25 protein-coding genes are annotated in these 23,571 nt (G+C 70.7%); 9 read left to right on the top strand and 16 right to left on the bottom strand.

The window, feature by feature from the left end; genetic code table 11:
• Positions 1–74: 74 nt before the first annotated feature.
• A complete protein-coding gene (locus SLW56_RS04100; RefSeq protein ID WP_320694369.1) occupies positions 75–1,154 on the top strand; it encodes an NAD(P) transhydrogenase subunit alpha in 1,080 nt (359 codons plus the stop codon).
• Positions 1,155–1,380: 226 nt separating this feature from the next.
• Here the strand turns inward: SLW56_RS04100 and SLW56_RS04095 are convergent, their stop codons facing one another.
• The 3 genes from SLW56_RS04095 to SLW56_RS04085 are packed head-to-tail and all read right to left on the bottom strand — an operon-like array spanning position 1,381 to position 2,881.
• Positions 1,381–1,881 carry a DUF3106 domain-containing protein gene (locus SLW56_RS04095; protein ID WP_026143493.1) on the bottom strand — a complete coding sequence of 167 codons (501 nt, stop codon included), beginning with the start codon at positions 1,879–1,881 and terminating at the stop codon, positions 1,381–1,383.
• Between the two features lie 5 nt (positions 1,882–1,886).
• Positions 1,887–2,309, bottom strand: a complete 423-nt coding sequence (locus SLW56_RS04090) for a hypothetical protein (protein ID WP_284467730.1) — start codon at positions 2,307–2,309, stop codon at positions 1,887–1,889.
• On the bottom strand, positions 2,306–2,881 hold the full coding sequence (locus SLW56_RS04085) for an RNA polymerase sigma factor (protein ID WP_017909518.1): 576 nt from the start codon (positions 2,879–2,881) through the stop codon (positions 2,306–2,308). The genes SLW56_RS04090 and SLW56_RS04085 overlap by 4 nt, the downstream gene beginning before the upstream one ends.
• A 164-nt stretch (positions 2,882–3,045) precedes the next feature.
• Here SLW56_RS04085 and SLW56_RS04080 point away from each other — a divergent pair, with 164 nt between their 5' ends.
• Together SLW56_RS04080 and SLW56_RS04075 are read left to right on the top strand one after the other, a co-directional pair.
• Complete coding sequence (locus SLW56_RS04080) at positions 3,046–3,357, top strand: NAD(P) transhydrogenase subunit alpha (protein ID WP_017909519.1); 312 nt, start codon at positions 3,046–3,048, stop codon at positions 3,355–3,357.
• A 131-nt stretch (positions 3,358–3,488) separates the two neighbouring features.
• The gene (locus SLW56_RS04075) at positions 3,489–4,931 is read left to right on the top strand and encodes an NAD(P)(+) transhydrogenase (Re/Si-specific) subunit beta (protein WP_087963684.1); all 1,443 of its coding nucleotides are present in this window, start codon (positions 3,489–3,491) and stop codon (positions 4,929–4,931) included.
• Positions 4,932–5,107: 176 nt separating this feature from the next.
• Here SLW56_RS04075 and SLW56_RS04070 read toward each other — a convergent pair whose 3' ends face one another.
• Positions 5,108–5,527, bottom strand: coding sequence for a hypothetical protein (locus SLW56_RS04070; protein WP_267121303.1), 420 nt, complete (start codon positions 5,525–5,527; stop codon positions 5,108–5,110).
• A gap of 105 nt (positions 5,528–5,632) precedes the next feature.
• Between SLW56_RS04070 and sufT the strand changes: the two genes are divergently transcribed.
• The 4 genes from sufT (at position 5,633) to SLW56_RS04050 (ending at position 11,817) form a co-directional block, all read left to right on the top strand.
• The gene (gene sufT / locus SLW56_RS04065) at positions 5,633–6,184 is read left to right on the top strand and encodes a putative Fe-S cluster assembly protein SufT (RefSeq protein WP_017909071.1); all 552 of its coding nucleotides are present in this window, start codon (positions 5,633–5,635) and stop codon (positions 6,182–6,184) included.
• A 109-nt stretch (positions 6,185–6,293) separates the two neighbouring features.
• Positions 6,294–7,394, top strand: a complete 1,101-nt coding sequence (locus tag SLW56_RS04060) for a branched-chain amino acid aminotransferase (protein ID WP_010341242.1) — start codon at positions 6,294–6,296, stop codon at positions 7,392–7,394.
• Positions 7,395–7,972: 578 nt separating this feature from the next.
• A complete protein-coding gene (locus SLW56_RS04055; protein WP_295860202.1) occupies positions 7,973–9,748 on the top strand; it encodes a S8 family peptidase in 1,776 nt (591 codons plus the stop codon).
• 377 nt (positions 9,749–10,125) lie between these two features.
• Positions 10,126–11,817, top strand: coding sequence for a S8 family peptidase (locus SLW56_RS04050; protein WP_295860178.1), 1,692 nt, complete (start codon positions 10,126–10,128; stop codon positions 11,815–11,817).
• Between the two features lie 6 nt (positions 11,818–11,823).
• Here the strand turns inward: SLW56_RS04050 and ybaK are convergent, their stop codons facing one another.
• From ybaK to wrbA, 4 genes are all read right to left on the bottom strand, one after another.
• On the bottom strand, positions 11,824–12,297 hold the full coding sequence (gene ybaK / locus SLW56_RS04045; RefSeq protein ID WP_295860175.1) for a Cys-tRNA(Pro) deacylase: 474 nt from the start codon (positions 12,295–12,297) through the stop codon (positions 11,824–11,826).
• 9 nt (positions 12,298–12,306) lie between these two features.
• Positions 12,307–12,792, bottom strand: coding sequence for an asparaginase domain-containing protein (locus SLW56_RS04040; protein ID WP_017909075.1), 486 nt, complete (start codon positions 12,790–12,792; stop codon positions 12,307–12,309).
• A 79-nt stretch (positions 12,793–12,871) separates the two neighbouring features.
• The gene (locus SLW56_RS04035; RefSeq protein ID WP_043093047.1) at positions 12,872–13,228 is read right to left on the bottom strand and encodes a DUF2069 domain-containing protein; all 357 of its coding nucleotides are present in this window, start codon (positions 13,226–13,228) and stop codon (positions 12,872–12,874) included.
• Entirely contained in the window at positions 13,225–13,821 is a 597-nt protein-coding gene (gene wrbA / locus SLW56_RS04030) for an NAD(P)H:quinone oxidoreductase (protein ID WP_267086207.1), read from the bottom strand. Before wrbA ends, SLW56_RS04035 begins: the two co-directional genes overlap by 4 nt.
• Before the next feature lie 76 nt (positions 13,822–13,897).
• On the opposite strand from wrbA, the gene SLW56_RS04025 reads away from it, so the two are divergent.
• Both SLW56_RS04025 and SLW56_RS04020 read left to right on the top strand, forming a co-directional pair.
• A complete protein-coding gene (locus tag SLW56_RS04025) occupies positions 13,898–15,172 on the top strand; it encodes a YihY family inner membrane protein (protein WP_043093046.1) in 1,275 nt (424 codons plus the stop codon).
• Between the two features lie 44 nt (positions 15,173–15,216).
• Positions 15,217–15,816, top strand: a complete 600-nt coding sequence (locus SLW56_RS04020) for a TlpA disulfide reductase family protein (protein ID WP_320694404.1) — start codon at positions 15,217–15,219, stop codon at positions 15,814–15,816.
• A gap of 316 nt (positions 15,817–16,132) precedes the next feature.
• Here the strand turns inward: SLW56_RS04020 and ppk2 are convergent, their stop codons facing one another.
• The 8 genes from ppk2 to hemA all read right to left on the bottom strand — a co-directional run bounded on the left by ppk2 (position 16,133) and on the right by hemA (position 23,513).
• A complete protein-coding gene (gene ppk2, locus SLW56_RS04015; protein WP_152182232.1) occupies positions 16,133–16,921 on the bottom strand; it encodes a polyphosphate kinase 2 in 789 nt (262 codons plus the stop codon).
• A complete protein-coding gene (locus SLW56_RS04010; RefSeq protein WP_017911650.1) occupies positions 16,918–17,262 on the bottom strand; it encodes a helix-turn-helix domain-containing protein in 345 nt (114 codons plus the stop codon). Before SLW56_RS04010 ends, ppk2 begins: the two co-directional genes overlap by 4 nt.
• Before the next feature lie 13 nt (positions 17,263–17,275).
• Positions 17,276–17,794, bottom strand: a complete 519-nt coding sequence (moaB, locus tag SLW56_RS04005; protein ID WP_148828339.1) for a molybdenum cofactor biosynthesis protein B — start codon at positions 17,792–17,794, stop codon at positions 17,276–17,278.
• 215 nt (positions 17,795–18,009) lie between these two features.
• On the bottom strand, positions 18,010–18,642 hold the full coding sequence (locus SLW56_RS04000; RefSeq protein WP_320694368.1) for a hypothetical protein: 633 nt from the start codon (positions 18,640–18,642) through the stop codon (positions 18,010–18,012).
• A gap of 319 nt (positions 18,643–18,961) precedes the next feature.
• Positions 18,962–20,677 (bottom strand): tetratricopeptide repeat protein, encoded by a 1,716-nt coding sequence (locus SLW56_RS03995; RefSeq protein WP_320694367.1) that lies wholly within the window; start codon positions 20,675–20,677, stop codon positions 18,962–18,964.
• Between the two features lie 40 nt (positions 20,678–20,717).
• A complete protein-coding gene (locus SLW56_RS03990) occupies positions 20,718–21,170 on the bottom strand; it encodes a GNAT family N-acetyltransferase (protein WP_320694366.1) in 453 nt (150 codons plus the stop codon).
• Positions 21,167–22,252 (bottom strand): peptide chain release factor 1, encoded by a 1,086-nt coding sequence (gene prfA, locus SLW56_RS03985; protein WP_010341257.1) that lies wholly within the window; start codon positions 22,250–22,252, stop codon positions 21,167–21,169. Before prfA ends, SLW56_RS03990 begins: the two co-directional genes overlap by 4 nt.
• Complete coding sequence (hemA, locus tag SLW56_RS03980; RefSeq protein ID WP_152182229.1) at positions 22,230–23,513, bottom strand: glutamyl-tRNA reductase; 1,284 nt, start codon at positions 23,511–23,513, stop codon at positions 22,230–22,232. Before hemA ends, prfA begins: the two co-directional genes overlap by 23 nt.
• Between the last annotated feature and the right edge of the window lie 58 nt (positions 23,514–23,571).

The following is a 23,571-nucleotide window of genomic DNA, read 5'->3' as shown; positions in this document are numbered from 1 at the left end:
GTGCGCGACGCCTCCACCTGGCGTGCGGACGCTGTAGGATCGGCGCGGACGACAGGCAAGGCACGGGGAATCGCATGGCAGTGCAGGTGCTGGTGGTGAAGGAATCGGCGCAGGGCGAACGCCGCGTGGCGGCGACGCCGGAGACGGTCAAGAAACTGGTCGCCCTGGGCGCGCAGGTGCGGGTCGAGCCGCAGGCCGGCGTGTCGGCCGGCTTCGTCGATGCGGCCTACCTGGCCGCCGGCGCCAGCCTGGCCGATCCCGACAGCCCGGCGCAGGCGGATCTGGTGCTGTGCGTGCAGCCGCTGCCGGCGGTGGCGCTGCAGCAGCTCAAGGAGGGCGTCGGCGTGGTCGGCATCCTGCAGCCGCAGGCCGATCCGGCGCGCGCGGCGGCGCTGCAGGCGCGGCAACTGGTCGCCTTTCCGCTGGAACGGCTGCCGCGCACCACCCGCGCGCAGGCGATGGACGTGCTCAGCTCGCAGGCCGGCATGGCCGGCTACAAGGCGACCCTGATCGCCGCGCAGCTGGCGCCGCGTTTCTTCCCGATGCTTACCACCGCGGCCGGCACCATCCGCCCCTCCAAGGTGCTGATCGTCGGCGCCGGCGTGGCCGGCCTGCAGGCCATCGCCACCGCCAAGCGCCTGGGTGCGCAGGTGGAGGGCTTCGACGTGCGCCCGGAAACCCGCGAGCAGATCGAATCGCTGGGCGGCAAGTTTCTCGATCTCGGGGTCAGCGCCGCCGGCGAGGGCGGCTACGCGCGGCAACTCACCGACGACGAGCGCGCGGAGCAGCAGCGTCGCCTGGCCGAGCACCTGAAAGGCATCGACGTGGTGGTCTGCACCGCCGCGGTGCCGGGACGGCCGGCACCGAAGATCCTCAGCGCGGCGATGGTCGCCGGCATGAAGCCGGGCAGCGTGGTGGTGGATCTGGCCGCCGAGACCGGTGGCAATTGCGAGCTCACCCGACCGGGCGAGACCATCGAACACGCTGGCGTGACCATTGCCGGGCCGTTGGATCTGGCCAGCATGGGCGCGGTGCATGCGAGCGAGATGTACGCACGCAACGTCTACAACTTCGTCGCCCTGTTCCTGAAGGACGGCGCGATCGCCTACGACTGGAACGACGAACTGCTGGCGAAGACGCGCTGGACGGCGTGAGTGCGGCCGCGATGGTTGGGCGCCGGCTCGGGCGGCGCTGATCTGCGGCCAAGGTGAGCCCGTGCAAGAGCGGTTTCAGCCGCGACCGGGTTCACCGGGAACGCCGTGGGGGCTGAAGCTGCTCCTGCGAGGCGATTTCTGCGGCGCTGGACTCCATGCGCCGCACACGACGAGGCGAGGGCGCGCGCGCCATGCGCATCGGGCTTGAACCGGCGCCGCGTTTCGCCTACCTGGCAGCATCCGGCGGCGGCAGGTTGTCCGGGCCGGCATTGGCGCGGATCCAGGCGGCGCGTTGCGCCGGCGTCATCGCTTCCCAGCGGTCGCGCAGCGCCTTGCGCTGGTCCGGCGGCAGCGTGCGCATGCGCTCGAACAGCACCCGCGCCTCCTCGCGCTGCTGCGGGGTCATGTCCTCGTAGCGGCGGGCGCCCTTGCGTGCGCGGTCGCGTTGCTCGGGGGTCATCGACTGCCAGCGCTGCGCGTGCTCGAACATGCGTCGGCGTTGCTGCGGGGCATCGTTCCAGCGCTGGCGCAGGGGCGCGATCAGCAGCTCGCGCTGCTGTGGGCTCAGGTGTTCCCAGTCGGGCAGCGGCGGGCCGGAGTCGTCGTCGCGGTCGGCCGCGCTCGGCGGTGGCGGCGGCCCGGGCGGGGGCGGCGCGGCGAAGGCCGCCGGGACGGCAGTGCCGGCCAGCAGCGTCAGCGCCAGGGAGAGACGGATCAGGCGAGTCATCGGGTTCATTCCATTGCCAGCGAGGTATCGGAGCCCAGCCACAGGTACAGGTCGGGATTTTCGTCGAGCATCGCGGTCGCGGCCTGGTCGCTGTCGGCGGCCGCGCCGGCGCGCACCGAGGCGGTCGCGGCCACGGTCGTGGCAGTGGCGGTGGCGACGCTGGCGGTGGTGGTGGTGGTGGTGGTGGTCGGCATCGACGGTGCGGGGCGCAGCAGCAGATGCACGCCCAGCGCCGCGCCGAGCAGCGCCGGGACCGCCGCCAGCAGCCAGCCCCAGCGCCGGCTTGGCGCCGCGTGCGCACGGCTGGCCTGCTGGCGTGCGGCGCGCAGCCGCGCCAGGGTCGGCGCGGGCAGTGCCTGCAAGCCGGCCTGGTGGACGGCGCGCATCTGCGTGTCGAAATCCGCCGGGCGGGTGCGATCGGATGTCATCGGACGTCCTCCAGATGTTTCTGCAGCGCCTCGCGGGCGCGCGACAGGTGGGTCTTTACCGAGCCTTCCGAGCAGCCCATCGCGCGTGCGGTGGTGGCCACGTCCAGCTCTTCCAGGACGCGCAGGGTGAAGGCCTCGCGCTGCCGCGCGGGCAGCGCGCGCAGCGCCGTCACCAGCCGCGCATGGGTCTGCCGACGCTCGTGCTGCTCGGACGGATTGGGGCCGTCGTCGGCCCAGTCCGGCGGGCTGTCCGCGTCACGCTCGCTGGTCGGCGCCCAGAAGCGCAGGCGGAAGGTGCGGCGGCGCTGCAGGTCGATGATGCGCCGCCGCAGGATGCTCCAGAACAGCGGCGTCCATTCCTGCGCCGGGCGCTCGCGATAGGCCAGCAGCTTGATCATCGCGTCCTGCACCGCGTCCAGCGCGTCCTCGCGCTGGCGCAGTCCGGCTTCGGCGAAGCGGAACGCGCGCGGCCCGATCTCGGCCAGGAACGCGTCCAGCGACGCCGGCAGCGGGCGCTGTTCGGTGTCGGCATCGGTCGATGGCGGTGCGAGGGCGGGCGTGCTCACCAGCACAGCTTAGCTTCCAGCAGGGGGATGCCGTGGTTAACGCGCGGTGGCGGGCGTGGTTGACCGGCCCGGCCTGGCGGCCTTTGCGCAACCGCATGCCGGCATCGCACAGCGGTTCAGCACGCGGTTATGATGCGGCGGACGGGCGCGGCGCCCGGGAGAATGGTGCGATGAGCGACGGGTTCGTGGCCTTGTACATCTTCATGCTGGCGGCCATCGCCGGGCATGTGATCATCTCGCGGGTGCCGGTGATCCTGCACACCCCGCTGATGTCCGGTTCCAACTTCATCCACGGCATCGTCCTGATCGGCGCGATGGTGGTGCTGGGGCATGCCGACACCACCCTGGAGAAAGCCATCGGCTTCGTCGCGGTGCTGCTCGGCGCCGGCAATGCCGCCGGCGGCTATGTGGTGACCGAGCGCATGCTGGACATGTTCAAGTCCAGCAAGCCGGATGCCTCCAAGACCAAGGCGAAGGATTGAATGCGCGGCATCGGCGCACCGCCGCGGCGCTGGCCGTGGCCGTCCTGCTGGCACTGCTCGGCCTCGCGCCGGGCGTCCTCTCGTACCTTCTGCCACTCGGGCAGATGTCCTTTTTCGGAGCACGCGTGCTGATGGAACTGTTGCCGATCCTGATCAAGAGCAGCTATCTGGTCGCCGCCACCCTGTTCCTGCTCGGCCTGCAGCGCATGGCCTCGCCCAGGACCGCGCGCAGCGGCATCCGCTGGGCCGGTTTCGGCATGCTGCTGGCGACTGCCGCCACCTTCCTGCTGCCGGGTCTGCACAACCTGCCGCTGATCGTGCTGGCGATCGTGCTCGGCACCGCCGCGGCGTGGATCTCCGCCAAGAAGGTGGCGATCACCGACATGCCGCAGATGGTCGCGCTGTACAACGGCATGGGTGGCGGCTCGGCGGCGGCGATCGGCGCAGTGGAGCTGCTGCGCTTCTCGTTCCTGATGCGCCGCGATACCACGCACTGGAGCGAGGCCGCGATCGCCGCGCTGGCCGCGCGCCAGCCGGATGCGACCACGCTGGCGCTGGCGGTGATCGGCTCGGCGATCGGTGCGGTGTCGCTGTCCGGCTCGATCATCGCCTGGGCCAAGCTCGACGGGCGCCTGGACAAGCGCGTCACCTTCCCCGCGCAGCAGGCGTTCAACCTGCTGGTGTGCGTGGCGATGCTGGGCGTGGGCGCCTGGGCCGCGATCAGCCTGAGTCCGCTGGCGATCGTGCTGTTCTTCGTGCTGGCGCTGGCCCTGGGCGTGCTGATGACGCTGCCGATCGGCGGCGCCGACATGCCGGTGGTGATCTCGCTGTACAACGCCTTCACCGGCCTGGCGGTGGCCTTCGAGGGCTACGTGCTCGGCAACGAGGCGCTGATCATCGCCGGCATGATGGTCGGCGCGGCCGGCATCCTGCTGACCCGGCTGATGGCCAAGGCGATGAACCGGCCGATCCGCGGCGTGCTGTTCTCCAACTTCGGCGGCGGCGGCCAGGCGCAGGCGATCGCCGGCAGCCAGAAGCCGATCGAGGCCGGCGACGTGGCGGCGATGATGGCCTACGCCGAGCGCGTGGTGATCGTGCCCGGTTACGGCATGGCGGTCGCGCAGGCGCAGCACAAGATCTGGGAGTTGGCGCAGCGGCTGATCGAGCGCGGGGTCAAGGTCAAGTTCGCGATCCACCCGGTGGCCGGGCGCATGCCCGGACACATGAACGTGCTGCTGGCCGAGGCCGGCGTGCCCTACGACCTGATCGCCGACATGGACGACATCAACCCCGAGTTCGCCAGCACCGACGTGTCGCTGGTGATCGGCGCCAACGACGTGGTCAATCCGGTGGCCAAGACCGACCCGGCCAGCCCGATCTACGGCATGCCGATCCTGGACGTGGTCAATTCCAGGAACGTCATCGTCATCAAGCGCGGCAAGGGCACCGGCTTCGCCGGCATCGAGAACGCGCTGTTCTATGCCGACAACACCCGCATGCTGTACGGCGACGGCGCCGAGGCGGCCGGCGCCCTGGTCAGCGAACTGAAGGCGCTGGATGGCGGCGGGCATTGAGCCGTTGCGGGCGGAGTGGCGGGGCAGGAGTGACGTAGCGAGTGCAGGGCGCGCAGGAGCGGCTGAAGCCGCTCCCACAAAAACGATGCGCCTCATGGCCAAGGCGGATGATCGGGGTGTGATCAGGCCGCAACCACCATCGCCACCCAGCGGCGTCCGCCGCGCTCCGACCGTGCTCAGCGCGCGCTGAAATACGCCGTGGCCACGCCGATGCCCAGCCACAGCAGGTCGCCCGGGCTGTTGGCCAGCACGGTCAGGGTCCAGGCGTAGTGGGCGCCCATCTTCAGCGACGAATCCCAGACGTTCAGGCCCAGCCCCGCGCCCATCTGCGCGGCGGCGATGCCCCAGTTGGCGGCGACGATCACCAGCACCGTGGCGCTCATCGCCACGGCGATGCGCAGCGGGCCGCGCGGCAGGTTGCCCAAACGCAGCATCCAGACGATCTCCAGCGCCACCACCACGGCCATCCAGCCGGCCTGGCGACCCAGCGACAGCGCCACCAGCAACCAGGCGATCAGCGCGGTGAAACAGCCCATGGCGAGCAACAGGGGCCATAGCCAGTGCGAGGGCCTGGCCGGCGTGGAGGAAGGCGGCATTCGATGTTCCCGGAGAAGGCGTACAGGATACTTCCGGCGCGCGCCCCGCGCACTCGGATAAACTGCACGACTTGCACCGGCGGGGCCTGTCCCCATATCGCCCCCATGTACTCACGCAGCAGCGAACCTGTCCAATTCGAACGCGATTGCGCCGCGGTGATGGTGCCGCAGGGCGACGCGGTGACCCTGCCCGCCGGCAGCTACGGCTATATCACCCAAGCGCTGGGCGGCAGCTACACGGTGTTCGTGGAGGGCAATCTGTTCCGCATCGCCGGCAAGGACGGCGACGCCATCGGCAAGGAGCCGCCGCCGGGGCTGGAACTGCCCGAGGACGCCGGCGACGAGCAGGTCGAAGCCCTGATCTGGCAGCAGTTGCGCACCTGCTTCGACCCCGAGATCCCGTTCAACATCGTCGATCTGGGGCTGATCTACGACGTGACCATGCATGCGCGCGAGGATGGCCAGCGCACCGTCGAGGTCAAGATGACGCTGACCGCGCCCGGCTGCGGCATGGGCGAGATCCTGGTCGACGACGTGCGCAGCAAACTGGAAATGATCCCGACCATCGCCGAGGCCGACGTCGAGCTGGTGTTCGATCCGCCGTGGGGCCGGCATATGATGTCCGAGGCCGCGCGCCTGGAAACCGGCATGCTCTGACCCGCGCGCGACGCTTCGCGCGTCGCGACGGAGCCCGATCGGGCGCCGCCGCTGCCGTCGCCACGACGCTGCGGCCCTGGCCATCCCTCGACTACCACAGGAATTCCCGGTGTCCGCTACCGAGCCGTCCACGCAGTTCCGCCTGACCCCGTCCACCGCCGCGCGCAGCGCCGAGGCGCGCGCGCAGATCCTCGCCGCGCCGGGCTTCGGCAACTATTTCACCGACCACATGGTCGCCATCGAATGGAGCCGCGAGCAGGGCTGGCACGACGCCGAAGTACGCGCCTATGGCCCGCTGGCGCTGGACCCGGCCGCCTCGGTGCTGCACTACGGCCAGGAGATCTTCGAAGGCATCAAGGCCTACCGCCATGCCGACGGCTCGATCTGGACCTTCCGTCCGGAGGCCAACGGCAAGCGCCTGCAGCGCTCGGCGCAGCGCCTGGCGCTGCCGGAGCTGCCGGTGGAGCTGTTCGTGGAATCGCTGCGGCAGCTGATCGCGGTCGACGCGGCGTGGGTGCCGTCGGCGCCGGAGACCAGCCTGTATTTCCGTCCGTTCATGATCGCCAACGAGGCCTTCCTGGGCGTGCGCGCCGCGCAGAAGGCCGGCTACTACGTCATCGCCAGCCCGGCCGGCGCCTATTTCGCCAAGGGTGTGGCGCCGGTGGCGATCTGGCTGTCCACCGACTACGCGCGCGCCGCCAAGGGCGGCACCGGCGCGGCCAAGTGCGGCGGCAACTACGCCGCCTCGCTGCTGCCGCAGCAGCAGGCGCAGGCGCAGGGCTGCTCGCAGGTGCTGTTCCTCGATCCGGTCGAGGGCAAGTACATCGAGGAACTGGGCGGCATGAACGTGTTCCTGGTGATGCGCGACGGCAGCCTGGTCACCCCGGCGCTGTCGGGCAGCATCCTGGAAGGCATCACCCGCGACAGCATCCTGCAACTGGCCCGCGACCGCGGCATGCAGGTGGTGGAGCGGCAGGTGAGCATCGACGAGTGGCGCGACGGCGTGGCCTCGGGCGAGATCGCCGAGGTGTTCGCCTGCGGCACCGCCGCGGTGGTGACCCCGATCGGCCAGCTCAAGGGCAAGGACTTCGCGGTCGGCGACCTGACCGCACCCGCCGGCCCGGTGACGCTGTCGCTGCGCCAGGAACTCACCGACATCCAGTACGGCCGCGTGGCCGACCGCCACGGCTGGCTGGTGCGGCTGGGCTGAGCCGAGCGCCCAACGCTGGGGCGGCCGTTGGCTGCCCTGGCGAATGGACCTCATGCCACTTGGCGCATGGTCCGACAGCGTCGACCATCGCCGGCGACGTCCGCGCTGGTGCGCCGGGGCGTGCGATGTGTCGCCGCCCCGCCTCCGCATCGCGCCTTCCCGGGAGTCCGCTCCCCGGACATTCCGTGTCCGTCCCGATGTATGGCGCTGCCATGCAGGCGACCTCTGTCGTCTGTATCCACTGTCTCCTTTTCTTGTCCCGTGTGTCGCGCGGGAGCCAAAAATCTGCCCCTGATTTGCCGAGTCTGGCGTCTTTCCATGCTGCACTGCAGCAAAAATGAGGTGCAGTTCTCTTTGTGACATCGACATTCATTGCATTTCTTCGCTTTGTACAACGGATTTCCGTCACGCCCTGCTCCATACGCGCTTGTACTGAGCTAGCGTCGATGAATGGTCGGCAACACGCCATCCGACCGGGCTCGCAACGCACGCCAGGTTCAGGTTTCGACCGGACCGGTGCGGCGCGGAACACCGCCATCAGGCGGCTACTCAACCGAAAGGAAGTCCGAATGTCCGAAATGTCGCATCGTGGGTCGCGCCAGCGTCCGTGGCTGGTCGTGCTGGGCGCGTCCGCTCTCACCTCCCTGCTGTTGGCCACCCCAGCCTTCGCCGGTGACGTGAACCTCTCCGGCCTGTCTTCCGAGCCGACCGTGCAGCGCTTCATCGTCAAGACCCGCGATGCCGCGCCGGTCAGCATCTCCAGCGCGTCCGCCGCCGCTGCGGCGCCCTCGGCGGCGCTGCGCGCGACGCTGCAGTCGGCCGCCGCCGCGCTGCCGGCCAAGAACGGCCGCGCGCTCGGCCTGACCAGCCTGCGCCGCCTGGCGGTGGGTCCGGAAGTGGTCAAGGCCAGCCGTCCGCTGGACCGCGCCGAGGCCGAGACGCTGATGCGGCAGATCGCTGCCGACCCGAACGTCGAATACGTCGAGGTCGACCAGCGCATGACCATCGCGCTGACTCCGAACGATCCGCGCCTGGGCGACCAGTGGGCCTTCGGCACCACCAACGCCGGTATCAACGTGCGCTCGGCCTGGGACAAGGCCAGCGGCGACGGCGTGGTCGTGGCGGTGATCGACACCGGCATCACCAGCCACCCGGACCTCAACGCCAACGTCCTGCAGGGCTACGACTTCATCAGCGATGCGGATTCGGCGCGCGACGGCGACGGCCGCGACAGCAACCCGGCCGACGAAGGCGACTGGGCCGCTGCCGGCGAGTGCTACTCCGGTTCGCCCGCCTCCAATTCCAGCTGGCACGGCACCCATGTGGCCGGCACCATCGCCGCGATCACCAACAACGGCACCGGCGTGGCCGGCACCGCGTTCAAGGCCAAGATCCTGCCGGTGCGCGTGCTCGGCAAGTGCGGCGGCTACACCTCCGACATCGCCGATGCGATCACCTGGGCCTCCGGCGGCACCGTCAGCGGCGTGCCGACCAACCAGAACCCGGCCGAAGTCATCAACATGTCGCTGGGCGGCAGCGGCACCTGCTCGAGCACCTACCAGAACGCCATCAACGGCGCGGTCAGCCGCGGCACCACGGTGGTGGTGGCGGCGGGTAACAGCTCGACCAACGTGTCCAGCTCGGTGCCGGCCAACTGCAACAACGTGATCGCGGTGGCGGCGACCACCTCGTCGCGGGCCAAGGCCAGCTACTCGAACTACGGCGCGGGCATCGACATCTCCGCGCCGGGCTCGAACATCCTGTCCACGCTCAACGACGGCACCACCACTCCGGGCAACCCGAGCTACGCCTCGTACAACGGCACCTCGATGGCGACCCCGCACGTGGCCGGCGTGGTCGCGCTGATGCAGTCGGTGGCGCCGACCGCGCTGACCCCGGCGCAGGTGGAAAGCACCATCAAGAACACCGCGGCCAGCTTCTCCTGCTCGCAGGGTTGCGGCGCCGGCCTGCTCGACGCCAACGCGGCGGTCACCGCAGCGTTGAACGGCGGCAGCAGCGGTGGTGGTGGTGGTGGCGGTGGCAGCAGCAACGAACTACAGGATGGCGTGGCGGTCACCAACCTCAGCGCCAACAGCGGTTCCTCGCTGAACTACACGGTCAAGGTGCCGTCCGGCGCCAGCAGCCTGGTGGTCACCACCTCCGGCGGCAGCGGCGATGCCGACCTGTACGTGCGCTTCGGCAGCGCGCCGACCGACTCGGCCTACGACTGCCGTCCGTACAAGAACGGCAACAACGAGAGCTGCACCTTCAACTCCCCGCAGGCCGGCACCTACTACGTGCGGGTGAAGGCGTACAGCACGTTCTCCGGTGTCAGCCTGAAGGCCGACTACTGAGGCACTCCGTCGCGGCGGCCGCGCCATGGCCGCCGCGCACCTCCCGGTGCCGGATCGCAGCGGTCGGCCAGGACGCCGCCGCCGCCACTCTCGGTCGCCCCGCGCTTCGGCGCGGGGCTTTTTTGTTTGTGCCGCGTCCGCGTCCGGCCGCCCTGGTCCGGTCGTCTTGATGCATTCCACAGACGGGCTCGTCGCCGATCACAGGTCTGCACATTGCGCCGCTTGCGCCCTCTACCCGATCCGCGCCTTGCCGCTATCCGCGGTGCAGGACCGTTCTGCGGCTGTCGCGTACGCGGTGGCCGCGGCCTGCACCGCCACGTTCGAACCTGCGCGGTGGACGGCCGATTGCGCCACGTGTACAGCCCGGGGGGAGTCTCATGTTCAAGTACAGCGTGCTTCGGCGCCGCAGCGCCGCGTGCCTTTTGCTGCTGGCAGCCGCCGGCACCGCCGCTGCCGGCGAGATCGGATTGCAGGCGCTGGCGACGACGCCGAATCCACAGCGTTTCATCGTCACCTATCGCGATGGCGCCGCGCCTGCGCTGGCCTCGCGCGCGGCACCGCTGGCGGAGGCCGCGCGCATGTTGCCGGCCCGGCGCGGCCGTGCCCTCGGCCTGGCATCGTTGCGGCGCCTGGCGACCGGTGCCGACGTCATCGCCGCCGATCGCAGCCTGGATCGCGTCGAGGCGGAGACGCTGATGCGGCGCCTGGCCGCCGATCCGGCCGTCGCGCGCGTGGAGGTCGATGTGCTGTTGCGCCCCTCGCTGGTCCCGAACGATCCTGGCCTGTCCCAACAATGGGCGTTCGGAACCGGTACGGCGACGATCAATGTGCGCCCGGCCTGGGATCTGGCGACGGGCAAGGGTGTGGTGGTCGCAGTGCTCGATACCGGCATCACCGCACATCCGGATCTGGCTGCGAACGTGTTGCCGGGCTACGACTTCATCAGCGATCCCCTGGTGGCCGGCGATGGCGGCGGCCGCGACCGTGACGCCGCCGATCCGGGCGATGGCTATCCCGCCAATACCTGCGGTGCCGGTACGCCGGCGGCGAGTTCGAGTTGGCACGGCACGCATGTGGCCGGCACCATCGCCGCGGTCACCAATAACGCCGCCGGTGTCGCCGGCGTCGCCTTCAACGCGAAGCTCCTGCCGGTGCGTGTGCTGGGTAAATGCGGTGGTTATCTCTCCGATGTCGCCGACGCCATCGTCTGGGCGTCCGGCGGCACCATCGCCGGCGTTCCCGCCAACCCGACGCCGGCGCAGGTCATCAACCTGTCGCTGGGTGCCGCCGGAAGCTGTTCGCCGACGATGGCAGGGGCGATCGCGAGTGCGGTTGCGCGCGGGACCAGCGTCGTCGTCGCTGCGGGCAACAGCAACAGCGATGTCGCCGGCAGCGTGCCCGCCAACTGTCCGAACGTGATCGCGGTGGCCGCGACCACCTCCGCCGGCGCCCGTGCCAGTTTTTCCAACTATGGGGCGGGCGTGGACATTGCCGCTCCCGGACAGGGCATCCTGTCCACGCTCAATACCGGCACGCTGGGGCCGGGGGCGCCGGCGTATGCGTCCTACAGCGGCACCTCGATGGCGGCGCCGCACGTGGCCGGCGTCGCCGCGCTGGTGCTGTCGGCAGCGCTGAATCCGCTGACGCCGGCGGAACTGGAGGCCCGGCTGAAGGCCACCGCCAGCCCGCTGCCGGTGGCGTGCACTGCCGGCTGCGGTGCAGGGCTGGTCAATGCGGGGGCGGCGGTGGCGGCGACAGTGAAGGCGCAGACGCTGGTGCGTGGCGTGCCGATGGGGAATCTGTCGCTCAAGGCGGGAACGTCGCTGTACTACCAGATCACCGTGCCCGCCGGCACGTCGGCGCTGACGCTGGCCCTGAGCGGCGGCAGCGGCAATGCCGATCTGTACCTGCGCGCGGGCGCCCTGCCGACCGATACCGCATACGGTTGCCGGTCGGTCGCCGCCGGTACCACCGAGCGCTGCACGCTGACCTTGCCGGCCGGGGTCTATTACGTGCGGATCAAGGCGGTCACCGCGGTGGCGGGCGTGAGTGCGACCGCGAGTTACTGACGCGCCTCACTCGCACAGGTCGCAGGCACGTGCCTGCAGTGCGTCGAGCACCTGCCCGGCCTCCATTTCCAGCAGCAGGCCGCGCTGCCCGGCGTTGAACCAGACGCTGCCTGCGCCCAGTGCCGTTTGCTCGATCAGCACCGGCGCCGGCCGCTGCTGGCCCAGCGGACTGATGCCGCCGACCTTGTAGCCGGTGCGGCGCTCGGCCTCGGCGGCCTCCATCATCCGCGCCGCCTTGCCGCCCGCGGCGGCGGCCAGTTTCTTCAACTGCACGCGGCGGTCGGACGGGACCACCACGCAGACCGCGCGCGTGTCGACCCAGGCCATCAGACTCTTCAGCACCCGCTCCGGCGGCAGGCCCAGCGCCTGCGCGGCCTGCAGGCCCTTGGCGCCGGCTTCGGCTTCGTAGTCGTAGGGATGCAGCCGGTAGACGACGCCGGCCGCATCCAGTGCCTTGGTTGCGCGCGTGGCCTTGGACATCGTCGCCGCTCAGGCCGCTTCGAAACGGTTCGCCGCCACGTTCTTGCGCACCTTCTGCGGGTCCCAGATGCGCCCGTTCATGGCGATGTAGACGCCGGCCGGCAGCGACTGCACCGCGCCGACCGCGCAGCCGATGTTGAACTCGGCGTCGGAGCCGCGGAAGCGCGCCGGGTTCAGCGCGCCGGTCATCACGATGGTCTTGCCCTCGATCGCCTGCAGCACCTTGCCGGTCTGCACCATCGAGTCGGTGCCGTGGGTGATCAGCACATGCCGCGCGGACTGCGCGGCGATGGTGGCGCGGATCAGCTCGCGGTCTTCGTCGGTGATGTGCAGCGAATCCTTGCGGATGATCGGGATCACCGTGAAGCGGAAGGTCACGCCCAGTTCCTTGAGGATCTGGCCGATCTGCGGGTCGCCGATCTGGTAGTCGGACTTGTCGTCGAAGTAGATCTTGTCGATCGTGCCGCCGGTGGTGACGATCAGGAGTTCTTCCATTGCCGTTCCTAGAAGCATGTCGGGGCGCGGCCGTGGCCGCGCAGGCCGTCCATGATACCGGGCGCGGCGGTACGGCCGCTCAGTCGCGCCCGGCCGCGCCGCGGCGGCGGGCGAAGCGTGCGCGGATGCCCGGCGCGCTGGACAGGCCCACCACCAGCAGCGCCAGCAGCAGTTCCGCCCAGCCGTAGCCACGCTGTGGCGGGTGGCTCCAGGCGGTCATCACCCCGTGGCTGAACCACAGCAGCGCGCCGACGCCGCTCCAGAATCGTGCCACTGCCGAGCCGCGCAGCACGCCCACGGCCAGCAACAGCGGCGGCAGCGCGAACACCAGCAGGGCGGCGAGACGGTGGCGATCGTCGTGGAACCAGGTCGCGAACAGTGCCGCCAACGCCAGCAGCGTCGCCCCCAGCGCCACCCGCAGGCGCCCGCCGCTCATGGCGCCGCCAGTCGCTGCGCGATGTCGGCCAGGCGCCGGCCGAGCGCGCGCGCCAGCTGCGCTTCTTCCTCGCTGGGTTGCGGATCGTCGTCGGCGCCGGCGACGTGACTGGCGCCGTACGGCGTGCCGCCGCTGCGGGTGCTGCTGAGCAGCGGTTCGGTGTAGGGAATGCCGACGATCAGGCAGCCGTGGTGCAGCAGCGGCAGGTGCATCGACAGCAGGGTGGCTTCCTGGCCGCCGTGCAGCGACGCGGTCGAGGTGAATACCGCCGCCGGCTTGCCGGCCAGCGTGCCGCTGGCCCAGTCGGCGCCGAGCCCGTCGATGAAGTGCTTGACCGGCGCGGCCATGTTGCCGAAGCGGGTCGGGCTGCCCAGCGCCAGGCCCACGCACTCGCGCAGGTCGCTGGCGTCCACGTACGGCGCGCCGCTGTCGGGCACCGGCGGTGCGCTGGTCTGGGTGACCGCCGCCACCGGCGGCACGGTGCGCAGGCGCGCGGCCATGCCCGGCACCTCGCCGACGCCGCGCGCGATCTGCCGCGCCAGGCGCGCCACCGAGCCGCCACGGCTGTAGTACAGGACCAGAATCTCGGCCATGCGGCCCTCTCGTGGATCGGAACGACCGCCAGTATCGACGATGCCGGCGTCCATGCGCATCGGGTACCCTTGCCCGATGCAGCCGCTGGACACCGTCAATCTCTGGGCCGATCGCCTGCGCGACCGCGCGCGCATGCGCAGCTTCGCCGGCTTCCTGTGGCGGCGCTTCCTCGACGACCGCCTGTTCCAGGCTGCGGCCTCGCTGGCCTACACCACCATCTTCGCGCTGGTGCCGCTGGCGGTGGTGGTGTTCGGGGTGCTGTCGGCGTTCCCGGTGTTCGACAAGTGGAGCGACCAGCTCAGCGACTACATCTTTTCCAACTTCGTGCCGGCCGCGGCGCGTTCGGTGGAGTCCTACCTGCGGCAGTTCTCGGCCAGCGCCGGGCAACTGACCACCGCCGGCGTGATCGCGCTGGTGGTCTCGCTGCTGATCACCCTCAACAGCGTCGAGCAGACCTTCAACCAGATCTGGCGGGTGGTGTCGGCGCGGCCGCAGCTGACCCGCTTCCTGGTGTACTGGACCGTGCTGACCCTCGGCGCGCTGCTGGCCGCGGCCTCGCTGGCGGTGTCGGCGCGGTTCTTCGCGCTGCCGCTGTTCAAGACCAGCGAGGGCCGGCTGCTGGCGCAGGTGGTGCTGAGCGTGGCGCCGGTGCTGATCGAATTCGTCTGCATCACCCTGGTGTACCGGGTGGTGCCGCATCACACGGTCAAGCTGCGCCATGCGGTGCCGGGTGCACTGCTGGCGGTGCTGCTGCTGGAACTGGTGAAATGGGGCCTGAGCCTGTACCTGGGCAGCTTCCAGTCGTACCAGCGCATCTATGGCACGGTCGCGTTCGTGCCGATCTTCCTGCTGTGGATCTACCTGAGCTGGATCGCGATCCTGCTCGGTGCCTCGGTGTCCTCTTCGATCGCCGCCTTCCGCTACCAGCCGGCCTCGATGCGCCTGCCGGCCGGCTACGAGATCTACGGCCTGCTGCGCCTGCTCGGGCGTTTCGCGCAGGCACGCAGGCAGGGCAGGGGGCTGCAGGAGGACCAACTCCTGGAACTGGAGCCGATGCTGACCGATTCGCTGGTGCAGGAACTGCTGTGCGAACTGGAGCGCATCCGTCTGCTCAGTCGCACCGAGCAGGGCGACTGGATGCTCGCCCGCGACCTGAGCGACGTGCCGGTGGCCGAGCTGTACGAGAATTGCCAACTGCGCATCCCTGTCGTCGAGACCTATCTGCCGTGCCGCGACGACGCCCTGGGCCAGGCGGCGTGCCGCGCGCTGGACGAACTGCGCCTGCCGTTGCGCGACGTGCTCAAGCGTCGCGTCGGCGACCTCTACACCGAGATTGGAGACCTTGCATGACCGCCATGCGCCTGCTGTTCCCGCTGTTCGCCGCTGCCGCCTTGCTGGCCGGGTGCGACCGCCAGCCCACGCCCAAGCCGGCCGACGGCGCCGCGACCACCGCGGCGTCCACCGCGCCCAAGGCGCCGCCCGCCCCGGCAGCGCCGGAGGCGCCCGCCGCGCCGGCGTCCGGGCCGTCCGTGGTGCAGGAGACCCGCCCCGAGCCGAGCCTGAAGATGAAGGCGGTGGACGGCAGCGAGTACGACCTGGCCGCGCACCGCGGGCAGTGGGTGGTGGTGAACTTCTGGGCCACCTGGTGCGCGCCGTGCCTGAAGGAGATGCCGGAACTGTCGGCCTTGCACGTGATGCGCGACAACATCGAGGTGGTGGGCCTGGCCTACGAGGACATCGAGCCGGCGGAGATGCAGGCGTTCCTGAAGCAGCACCCGGTCGCCTATCCGATCGTCATCGTCGACACCTATGCGCCGCCGGCCGACTTCGCCACCCCGCGCGGCCTGCCGATGACCTACCTGATCGCGCCCGACGGCAAGCTCGCCAAGCAATTCCTGGGGCCGGTCACCGCCCACGACATCGAAACCGCGATCGCCGCCGCTGGTGGCCCGGCGCCCGGGCAGGGCAAGGGGAAGGGAAAGGCGGCGGGGTGAGGGGGCGGTGGCCTAGGTGACTGCGGCCGCCGCCGGGATTGGGGATGCGCGCGTCGGAAGCGAAAAGTCTTCCTTGTGGGAGGGACTTCAGTCCCGACGCCTTGCGCGGCCAGAGGATGGGATGGCTTCGCTCGCCGCGGCTGAAGCCGCTCCTGCGGGGACAGCCGCCTCTTTAGTGGTGCGCGAGCCGAAACGACCGTAGAGGCGGCTTCAACCGCGACGCGCTGTTCCCGGAATGGCTGTGAGTGGCGCGCCCGGTGACGCGCGGTCGCAAAGCGACGACTGCGCGCCGCAGGCTTCAACCAATCCCCACTCCCTAATCCCCACTCCCCGCCTCATACGACGGAATCGGTTGCAGCAATCCGAACTTTTCCTTGTGCAGCTTCTGCTTCAGCGGCGGCAGATCCAGGTCCGGTTCGTGCAGGCGGGTTTCCGGCAGTTGGTCGAGCAGGTGCCGGATCAGGGTCAGGCGGCCGCGTTTCTGGTCGTTGAAGTCGACCAGGGTCCATGGCGCGTAGTCGCGGTGGGTGGCTTCCAGCATCGCCTCACGGGCGCGGGTGTAGTCGGCGTACTGGCTGCGCGACTTCAGGTCCACCGGCGACAGCTTCCAGCCCTTCAACGGGTCGTGCAGGCGCTCGGCGAAGCGTTTTTCCTGCTGCGCCTGGTCCACGCACAGCCAGTACTTGAACAGGCGGATGCCATCGTCCACCAGCAACTGCTCGAACAGCGGGGTCTGGCGCAGGAAGGCGTGGTATTCGGCATCGCTGCAGTAGCCCATGACCCGCTCCACGCCGGCGCGGTTGTACCAGCTGCGGTCCATCAGCACGATTTCGCCGGCGGCCGGCAGATGCGCGATGTGGCGCTGGAAATACCACTGCGTGGCTTCGCGGTCGGTCGGCTTGGGCAGGGCGACCACGCGGCACTGGCGCGGGTTCAGGTGTTCGGCGATGGCCTGGATCGCGCCGCCCTTGCCGGCGGTGTCGCGGCCTTCGAACAGCACCAGCACGCGCTCGCCGCTGTGCTGCACCGCCTGCGCCATCGCGGTCAGTTCCAGTTGCAGCGGCTGCATCAGGGCCTTGTACTGTTTGCGCTTGAGATGGCTCATTTGCTGCTCCGCTTGCGGGTGCCGGTGCCGGCCATGCTGCGCGCCACTTCCAGCAGCGCGCCCTGCTGGCGGGTGTCGAGGGCGCGGTAGGCCTGCAGCAGATCGTGCTCGCCGCGGGTGCGTGCCGGGTCCAGTTGGCTGGCCAGTTCGCCGAGCAGCGCACCGGCGGGCACGCCGAAGGTGCGTGCCAGGGCGGTGAGTTGGGCGCGTCCGGGTAGCTTTTCGCCCGCCATCCAGGCCTTGACCGTGGCCGCGCCGGCGCGCGGGATGGCCGCGGCGATGTCTGCGGCGCTCATGCCGCTGGCCTTGGCCAGCAGGCGCAACGTGGTGTCCAGGGGCATGCGGGAGTCCAGGTCATTCCTTCAGCCGCGGGCGCAGCGTGGCCAGATTGCAGGGGCGGGTGCGAGCATCCAGTTGCGCGGCGATGATCCGCTCCCAGGCCGTGCGGCAGGCCGAGGTGGAGCCGGGCAGGCAGAACAGGAAGGTGGCGTTGGCCAGGCCGGCGAAGGCGCGCGACTGCAGCGAGGAGGTGCCGATCTCCTCGACGCTGATCGCGCGGAACAGCTCGCCGAAGCCTGGCATCTCCTTGTCCAGCAGCGGCAGCAGCGCCTCGGGCGTGGAATCGCGGCCGGTGAAGCCGGTGCCGCCGGTGACCAGGATGCCGTCCACCTGCGGGTCGGCGATCCAGGCCGAGACCGTGGCGCGCATCCGGTAGCGGTCGTCCGGCAGCAGTTCCCGTGCGTGCAGGCGATGGCCGACGCCGCCGAGAGCGGCGACCAGATAGTCGCCGGAGCTGTCCTGGTCGAGGCTGCGCGTGTCCGAGACGGTCAGCACGCACAGGTTCAATGCGATGAAGTCGGCGTTGGCGGTCATGCCGGCAGCCTAGCGGCTCGCCCGGCCGGCGTACAGCCTGGGCGCGTTGGCGCTTCAGCCGCGGCTACGGCGGGGTTGGCGGGTTGTCGTGGACGACGGCAATGGGGGCGCTTCGGGCCGCCGAAATGTGCGCCTGGGCGTGGTGATCGCGCGCCGGGATCGCCGCCCGGGCGGGGAGCCGCATCCGCGCACGTTGCTGGCGCGCGCCCGCCGAATCAGGCGTGGAGGTGGACCGGGGTCGTGCCGTCGCATGGCAGGACCAGGGTGCGTGGCCGGAAGCGACGGACGCTGGCGGCACGATCGGCGGCCAGCGGCAAGCGCTCGGGTTCGCGCTGCAGGGCACGTCGCTGTGCCTCCGCACTGTGCCACTCGGTGCATTCGAGCAGGGTGCGGCCGTCGTCCGACAGGTACAGGTGCGCGGCGATCAGGCCGCGCAGCGCATGTGCGCCATCCTGCAGGGCGGCGAAGGCGGCATCGGCGCGGCCCTGCGCCTGCGCTGCATTGCGGGTCGGGACGCGGGTCATCACCACGCAGGACGCTGCCCGGTGCGGATCGGATACGCCGCTGCGGATGCGCCGGTAGCGCCGCAGCGTCCGCCGCAGCGCCGGCAGGCGTGCACGCAGCAGTCCATGCAGTTCCGGGGCCGCGTCGCAGCAGCAGCGTGCGTACAGCAGGTCGGGGGCATCGCCCAGCGATTCCATCCAGATCAGGGCATGCAGCCGGTGGTCGCACAGGCCGCGCATGCAGTCGAGCAGCGCGGCGCGATCCGGAATGGGGGCTTCGGCGAGCAGCATGCTGCGCAAGGATGCGGAAGGAGCGGGCGTCGGAATCGGGAGCGGCAGCGACATTGCGGGATCTGCACGAGGAGCGTACGCGCAGTGTCGGACCTCAAGTTCGCTTGAGGTCAAGCGCTTCGGTAGCTCGACTTGCACGCTGGCGACTGCGCCCGTGCGCCTCACGGGCTGCCGTTGGCTGGTCGCCGCGACCTGCAGCGACGCTCGTCCACACCACCCGTGCGCTGTGACGCAAGCGCGCTCGGCGATGGGAGACGGCGATGCGGATGTACCGGCGGTGATGTCGATCGCGACGTTGACTGGCGATACGTCGCTACGCCGTCCGTTGCTGGATGTGCCGCCGCGGCCTTGTGGCGCATCCGTGAGCGATTGATCAGGTCGAGCCTGCGCCTTCCCAGCCATGGCGCGAAGCCGTGTCGCGCAGCAGCGCGGCGAAGTCGTCGGCGAAGCCCCGCATGTCGAACAGGCCGCTGTCCGCGCGCCGCGCCTGCAGCCGCTCGCGCAGCGCCCGCAGTGCCGCGGGATCGCGCCCCAGGCGCACCGCGGTGGCGACGAACGCTGCGTCGTCGTCGGCATTCATGTCGTCCAGGCCGAAATGATGATTGAGGCTGCCGGCCACGCGTGCGGCGAAGGTGCTGCCGGGGCAGGTCAGCACCGGGCAGCCGGCCCACAAGGCATCGGAGGCGGTGGTGTGGGCGTTGTACGGATCCGTGTCCAGGAACAGGTCGGCGTGCCGGTAGCGCGCCAGATAGTCCGGATGCGCCAGCTTGGGCATGAAGCGCAGGCGTGTCGGGTCCACGCCGGCCGCCGCGGCGGCGGCGCGCAGTCGGTCATCGGCCTGGCCCGGGCCGGACAGCAGCCACAGCACGCTGTCCGGTACCTGGCGCAGCACCTCCAGCATCCGCGCCATGCTGCGCGGGCCGAGCTTGTAGCTGTTGTTGAAGCAGCAGAACACGGTGCCGTGCTCGGGCAGGCCGCAGTCGCGGCGCGCGGGCGGGGTGCCGACATGGCGGGTGTCGTCGGACGGCTGGAACGCGCGCGGCAGCCGCAGCACCCGCTCGCTGTAGTGCACGGCCAGCGCCGGCGGCAACGCGTAGGCGTCGCCGACCACGTAGTCGATCCAGGGTGCGCCGGAGGTGCCGGGGTAGGCCAGCCAGTTCAATTGCACCGGCGCCGGACGCAGCGCCAGCACTTCCGGCGTGCCGCCGCCGCCCCAGCCGCGCAGATCGAACAGCAGGTCGATGCCGGTATCGCGGATGCGCTGGGCGATCTGCCGATGCGGCTGTCCGGCCACGTCGTGCCAGGCATGTGCAGCCGCCTGCAGCCGCGCACGGAGCGCGCTGCGGTCGTCGCCGTTGAGCGCGAACAGGTGCACCTGCAGGTCGGCATGCGCGCGCAAGCGCTCGAACAGGGCAACGGTCAGCAGGCCGGTGGGATGCGCGCCGAAGCCGTTGGACAGGAAGCCGATGCGCAGCGGGCCATCGCCGCGCACCTGCGCAGCGGGCAGCGGCGCGAGAGAGCGCGCCAGCGCCTGGGCGCGGTTGCGCGCGCAGCGCAGTTGTTCGTCCGCGCCCGCGTCCTCGTTGAGGAAGGCGAACGGTTCGATCGCCGGGTGGCCTTGCCGTACCGCGCCGCGCACCTGCTGCGATAGCGCGTCCAGTCCGCGCCAGTCGCACAGCTTGCGCCGCCAGTTCAGCAGGTAGGCGGCGATCGACGGTTCCTGCGGCAACAGTGCATGCGCGTGGGCATAGGCCTGTGCCGCGGCTTCCGCCTCGCCATTGTCTTCCAGGGCGTGGCCGAGCCATACCGCGATGCCGGGGTGCTGGGGCGCCTGCCGCAGTGCCTCGCGCAATGCCTGCGCTGCGTCGGCATGACGACCCTGGGTCCAGCGCACCCGGCCCAGCCGCGCCAGCGCCTCCGGATGCCCCGGGCGCAACTGCAGCGCGCGCACGGTGGCCTGTTCGCCGGCCGCCACTGCGCCGGCGCCGAGTTCGGCGTCGGCGAGCATCACCCAGGCCAGGAAGTCCTGCGGATCGCGCCGCACCGCGGCCTGCAGTTGCAGGCGTTCGTCGACGCCGCCGCCGCTCATGCGGCCGTGGCGGCCGCGACCGATCGCGGACGGCGCACGCTCACGGCACCAGCGCCTTGACGTAGTGCTGCGCGCTCAGCTCCTGCTGCCAGCCGCGGGCGCGGTACAGGGCCTGCGCGGACAGATTGTCCTGCGCCGTCTCCAGCACGATGCGCACTGCGCCGTCGTCCGCGGCGTGGCGTTCGGCGGCATGCAGCAGCGCCTGCCCCACGCCGTGGCGGCGGTGCGCGGGCGCCACGTACAGATCGTTGAGGATCCACAGCCGTGCCGCCCGCACCGAGGAGAAGGACGGATACAACTGCACGAAGCCGGCGGCCTGCGCATCGCGTTCGGCCAGCAGCACGACCGACTCGGCCTTGGCCATGCGCGCGGCCAGGAACGCGTGCGCGGTCGCCGCATCCGGCGCCTGCCCATAGAACTGCCGGTAGGCATCGAACAGCGCTGCCAGCGCCGGCAGGTCGTGCGCATCGGCCTGGCGCACGCGCACGCTCATGGGCTGTCGCTCAGGCGCGCCAGTTCGTCGACCTGGTGCTCGTGGCTCAGGCGTCCGATCAGTGCATCGAGGTCGCCCTCGATCACGTTCGGCAGGTCGTACAGGGTCAGGCCCTCGACGCGGTGGTCGGTGATGCGGCCCTGCGGGAAGTTGTAGGTGCGGATGCGCTGGCTGCGGTCGCCGCTGCCGACCTGCAGCTTGCGGTCCTGCGCCTCGGCCGCGGCCTGCTTGCTGCGCTCGGCCTCCAGCAGCTGCGCCTTGAGCCGCTTCAGCGCCTTGTCGCGGTTGGCGTGCTGGCTGCGCTCGGTCTGGCACTCCACCACCACGCCGCTGGGCACGTGGGTGATGCGGATCGCCGACTCGGTCTTGTTGACGTGCTGGCCGCCGGCGCCGGAGGAGCGGAAGGTGTCGATCTTCAGGTCGGCCGGATTGATCGCGATCTCCTCCACGTCGTCGGCCTCGGGAATGATCGCCACCGTCGCCGCGGAGGTGTGGATGCGGCCCTGCGACTCGGTCGCCGGCACGCGTTGCACGCGGTGCGTGCCGGATTCGAACTTCAGCTTGGAGTAGGCGCCGCGGCCGACGATGCGCGCCACGACTTCCTTGTAGCCGCCGTGCTCGCCGGGGCTGTCCGATTCCACTTCCACCTTCCAGCCCTGGCGTTCGGCGTAGCGGGCGTACATGCGGAACAGGTCGCCGGCGAAGATCGCCGCCTCGTCGCCGCCGGTGCCGGCACGCACTTCCAGGAACAGGTTGCCGTCGTCGCGCGGGTCGCGCGGCACCAGCAGCAGCGCCAGCTCCGCGTCGAGTTCGGCCAGGCGCGCCTGCGCGGCGGCGATTTCCTCCTCGGCCAGTTCGCGCAGTTCCGGATCGGCGCGCATCGCCTCGGCCGAGGCCAGGTCGGCCTTGGCCGCCGCCTCGGCGGCCAGCGCGGCGGCGACCGGCTCCAGTTGCGCGAATTCGCGCGAGTAGTCGCGGAAGCGCGTGTTGTCGCTCACCACCTCGGGGTCGGACAGCAGGCGTTCGAGTTCTTCGCGACGCTCGGCCAGCGCCTCCAGCTTACGGCGCAGGGTCGGTGTCATCGGTCTTCAGAATGGGGTGGAAATAGCCCGGCTTCTCCGGGAACAGGCGCTCGGCGGCGCGCGCCAGCTCGGCGTCGCCGCGCAGCGCCGCCTCGCGCAGCGCCGCGGTGGGCGGATGCAGCAGGCGGTTGGTCAGGGTGTTGGCGAGAAATTCCAGCACCTCGTCGGCAGGCTTGCCGTGCGCCAGTTGCTGCCGCGCCTTGGCCAGCACGTCGTCGCGGGTGCTGTCGCCGTGCGCGCGCAGGCGCTTGAGCGGCGCCTGGCGGGTGCTGGCCTGCAGCGCCTCCATGTAGCGCACGACCTGCAGGTCGATGATCGCCTCGGCCGCCTCGGCGGCCTCGCGGCGGCCGCGGCGGTTGTCCTCGACCGCGCGCTCCAGGTCGTCGACGGTGTACAGGTAGGCGTCGGCGAGGTCGGCCACGCCGGCCTCGATGTCGCGCGGCACCGCCAGGTCGAACAGCAGCATCGGCTTGTGCTTGCGCGCGCGCAGCGCCTGTTCGACCTGTGCCCGCGTCACCACCGGCTCGCGCGCGGCGGTGGCCGAGAACACCACGTCGGCCTCGTGCAGGTGGCGCTCCAGCTCGCTCAGCGGCAGCGCCACGCCGCCGTGGCGGCTGGCCAGTTCCTGCGCATGGGTGAGGGTGCGGTTGGCGATCAGCAGGCGCCGCACGCGGCCCTCGCTGAGATGCTTGGCGGCCAGCTCGATGGTCTCGCCGGCGCCGACCAGCAGCACGGTGGATTCGCTGAGCCGGGCGAAGGAGCTCTGCGCCAGGCGCACCGCGGTGGAGGCGACCGAGACCGGATTGGCGCCGACCCGGGTGTCGGTGCGCGCGCGCTTGGCCACCGAGAAGGTCTGCTGGAACAGGCGGTCCAGGCGGCTGCCCATCGCCCCGTGCTCGCGCGCCAGCGACCAGGCGTCCTTCACTTGGCCGAGGATCTGCGGTTCGCCCAGCACCATCGAGTCCAGCCCGGTGGCGACCCGGAACAGGTGCCGCACCGCGTCCGCGTCCTGATGCTGGTACAGATAGCCGTGCAGGCCGGCGGCATGCGAGTCCAGCCAGTCGGCCAGGTGCTGCGCATCGCCGGCGATGGCGTACAGCTCGGTGCGGTTGCAGGTGGACAGCAGCGCCGCCTCGGCGACGTCGGGCAGCCCGCGCAGCGATTGCAGCGCGCGCGGCAATGCGTCGCCGGCGAATGCCACCCGTTCGCGCAGGTCGACCGGCGCGGTCTGGTGGTTCAATCCGAGCACCCACAACGTCATCTGTTCAGTTGCTTGCGATAAGCTGCTGGCCATTCAGGGCCCCATTTTACGGCCCGGC

The sequence above is a fragment of the Xanthomonas sp. LF07-6 genome (assembly GCF_034105445.1).
Lineage (GTDB): Bacteria > Pseudomonadota > Gammaproteobacteria > Xanthomonadales > Xanthomonadaceae > Xanthomonas_A > Xanthomonas_A sontii.
The sequence above is the reverse complement of the archived record's forward strand: the minus strand, read 5'-3'. Positions and strand labels throughout refer to the sequence as shown.

Bases quoted from the DNA above. Each gene is read 5' to 3' on its own strand.
- SLW56_RS04100 (WP_320694369.1), top strand. From the start codon at position 75: ATGGCAGTGCAGGTGCTGGTGGTGAAGGAATCGGCGCAGGGCGAACGC.
- SLW56_RS04095 (WP_026143493.1), bottom strand. From the start codon at position 1,881: ATGACTCGCCTGATCCGTCTCTCCCTGGCGCTGACGCTGCTGGCCGGC.
- SLW56_RS04090 (WP_284467730.1), bottom strand. From the start codon at position 2,309: ATGACATCCGATCGCACCCGCCCGGCGGATTTCGACACGCAGATGCGC.
- SLW56_RS04080 (WP_017909519.1), top strand. From the start codon at position 3,046: ATGAGCGACGGGTTCGTGGCCTTGTACATCTTCATGCTGGCGGCCATC.
- SLW56_RS04075 (WP_087963684.1), top strand. From the start codon at position 3,489: ATGGAACTGTTGCCGATCCTGATCAAGAGCAGCTATCTGGTCGCCGCC.
- SLW56_RS04070 (WP_267121303.1), bottom strand. From the start codon at position 5,527: ATGCCGCCTTCCTCCACGCCGGCCAGGCCCTCGCACTGGCTATGGCCC.
- sufT (WP_017909071.1), top strand. From the start codon at position 5,633: ATGTACTCACGCAGCAGCGAACCTGTCCAATTCGAACGCGATTGCGCC.
- SLW56_RS04055 (WP_295860202.1), top strand. From the start codon at position 7,973: ATGTCGCATCGTGGGTCGCGCCAGCGTCCGTGGCTGGTCGTGCTGGGC.
- SLW56_RS04050 (WP_295860178.1), top strand. From the start codon at position 10,126: ATGTTCAAGTACAGCGTGCTTCGGCGCCGCAGCGCCGCGTGCCTTTTG.
- ybaK (WP_295860175.1), bottom strand. From the start codon at position 12,297: ATGTCCAAGGCCACGCGCGCAACCAAGGCACTGGATGCGGCCGGCGTC.
- SLW56_RS04040 (WP_017909075.1), bottom strand. From the start codon at position 12,792: ATGGAAGAACTCCTGATCGTCACCACCGGCGGCACGATCGACAAGATC.
- SLW56_RS04035 (WP_043093047.1), bottom strand. From the start codon at position 13,228: ATGAGCGGCGGGCGCCTGCGGGTGGCGCTGGGGGCGACGCTGCTGGCG.
- wrbA (WP_267086207.1), bottom strand. From the start codon at position 13,821: ATGGCCGAGATTCTGGTCCTGTACTACAGCCGTGGCGGCTCGGTGGCG.
- SLW56_RS04025 (WP_043093046.1), top strand. From the start codon at position 13,898: ATGCAGCCGCTGGACACCGTCAATCTCTGGGCCGATCGCCTGCGCGAC.
- ppk2 (WP_152182232.1), bottom strand. From the start codon at position 16,921: ATGAGCCATCTCAAGCGCAAACAGTACAAGGCCCTGATGCAGCCGCTG.
- SLW56_RS04010 (WP_017911650.1), bottom strand. From the start codon at position 17,262: ATGCCCCTGGACACCACGTTGCGCCTGCTGGCCAAGGCCAGCGGCATG.
- moaB (WP_148828339.1), bottom strand. From the start codon at position 17,794: ATGACCGCCAACGCCGACTTCATCGCATTGAACCTGTGCGTGCTGACC.
- SLW56_RS04000 (WP_320694368.1), bottom strand. From the start codon at position 18,642: ATGTCGCTGCCGCTCCCGATTCCGACGCCCGCTCCTTCCGCATCCTTG.
- SLW56_RS03995 (WP_320694367.1), bottom strand. From the start codon at position 20,677: ATGAGCGGCGGCGGCGTCGACGAACGCCTGCAACTGCAGGCCGCGGTG.
- SLW56_RS03990 (WP_320694366.1), bottom strand. From the start codon at position 21,170: ATGAGCGTGCGCGTGCGCCAGGCCGATGCGCACGACCTGCCGGCGCTG.
- prfA (WP_010341257.1), bottom strand. From the start codon at position 22,252: ATGACACCGACCCTGCGCCGTAAGCTGGAGGCGCTGGCCGAGCGTCGC.
- hemA (WP_152182229.1), bottom strand. From the start codon at position 23,513: ATGACGTTGTGGGTGCTCGGATTGAACCACCAGACCGCGCCGGTCGAC.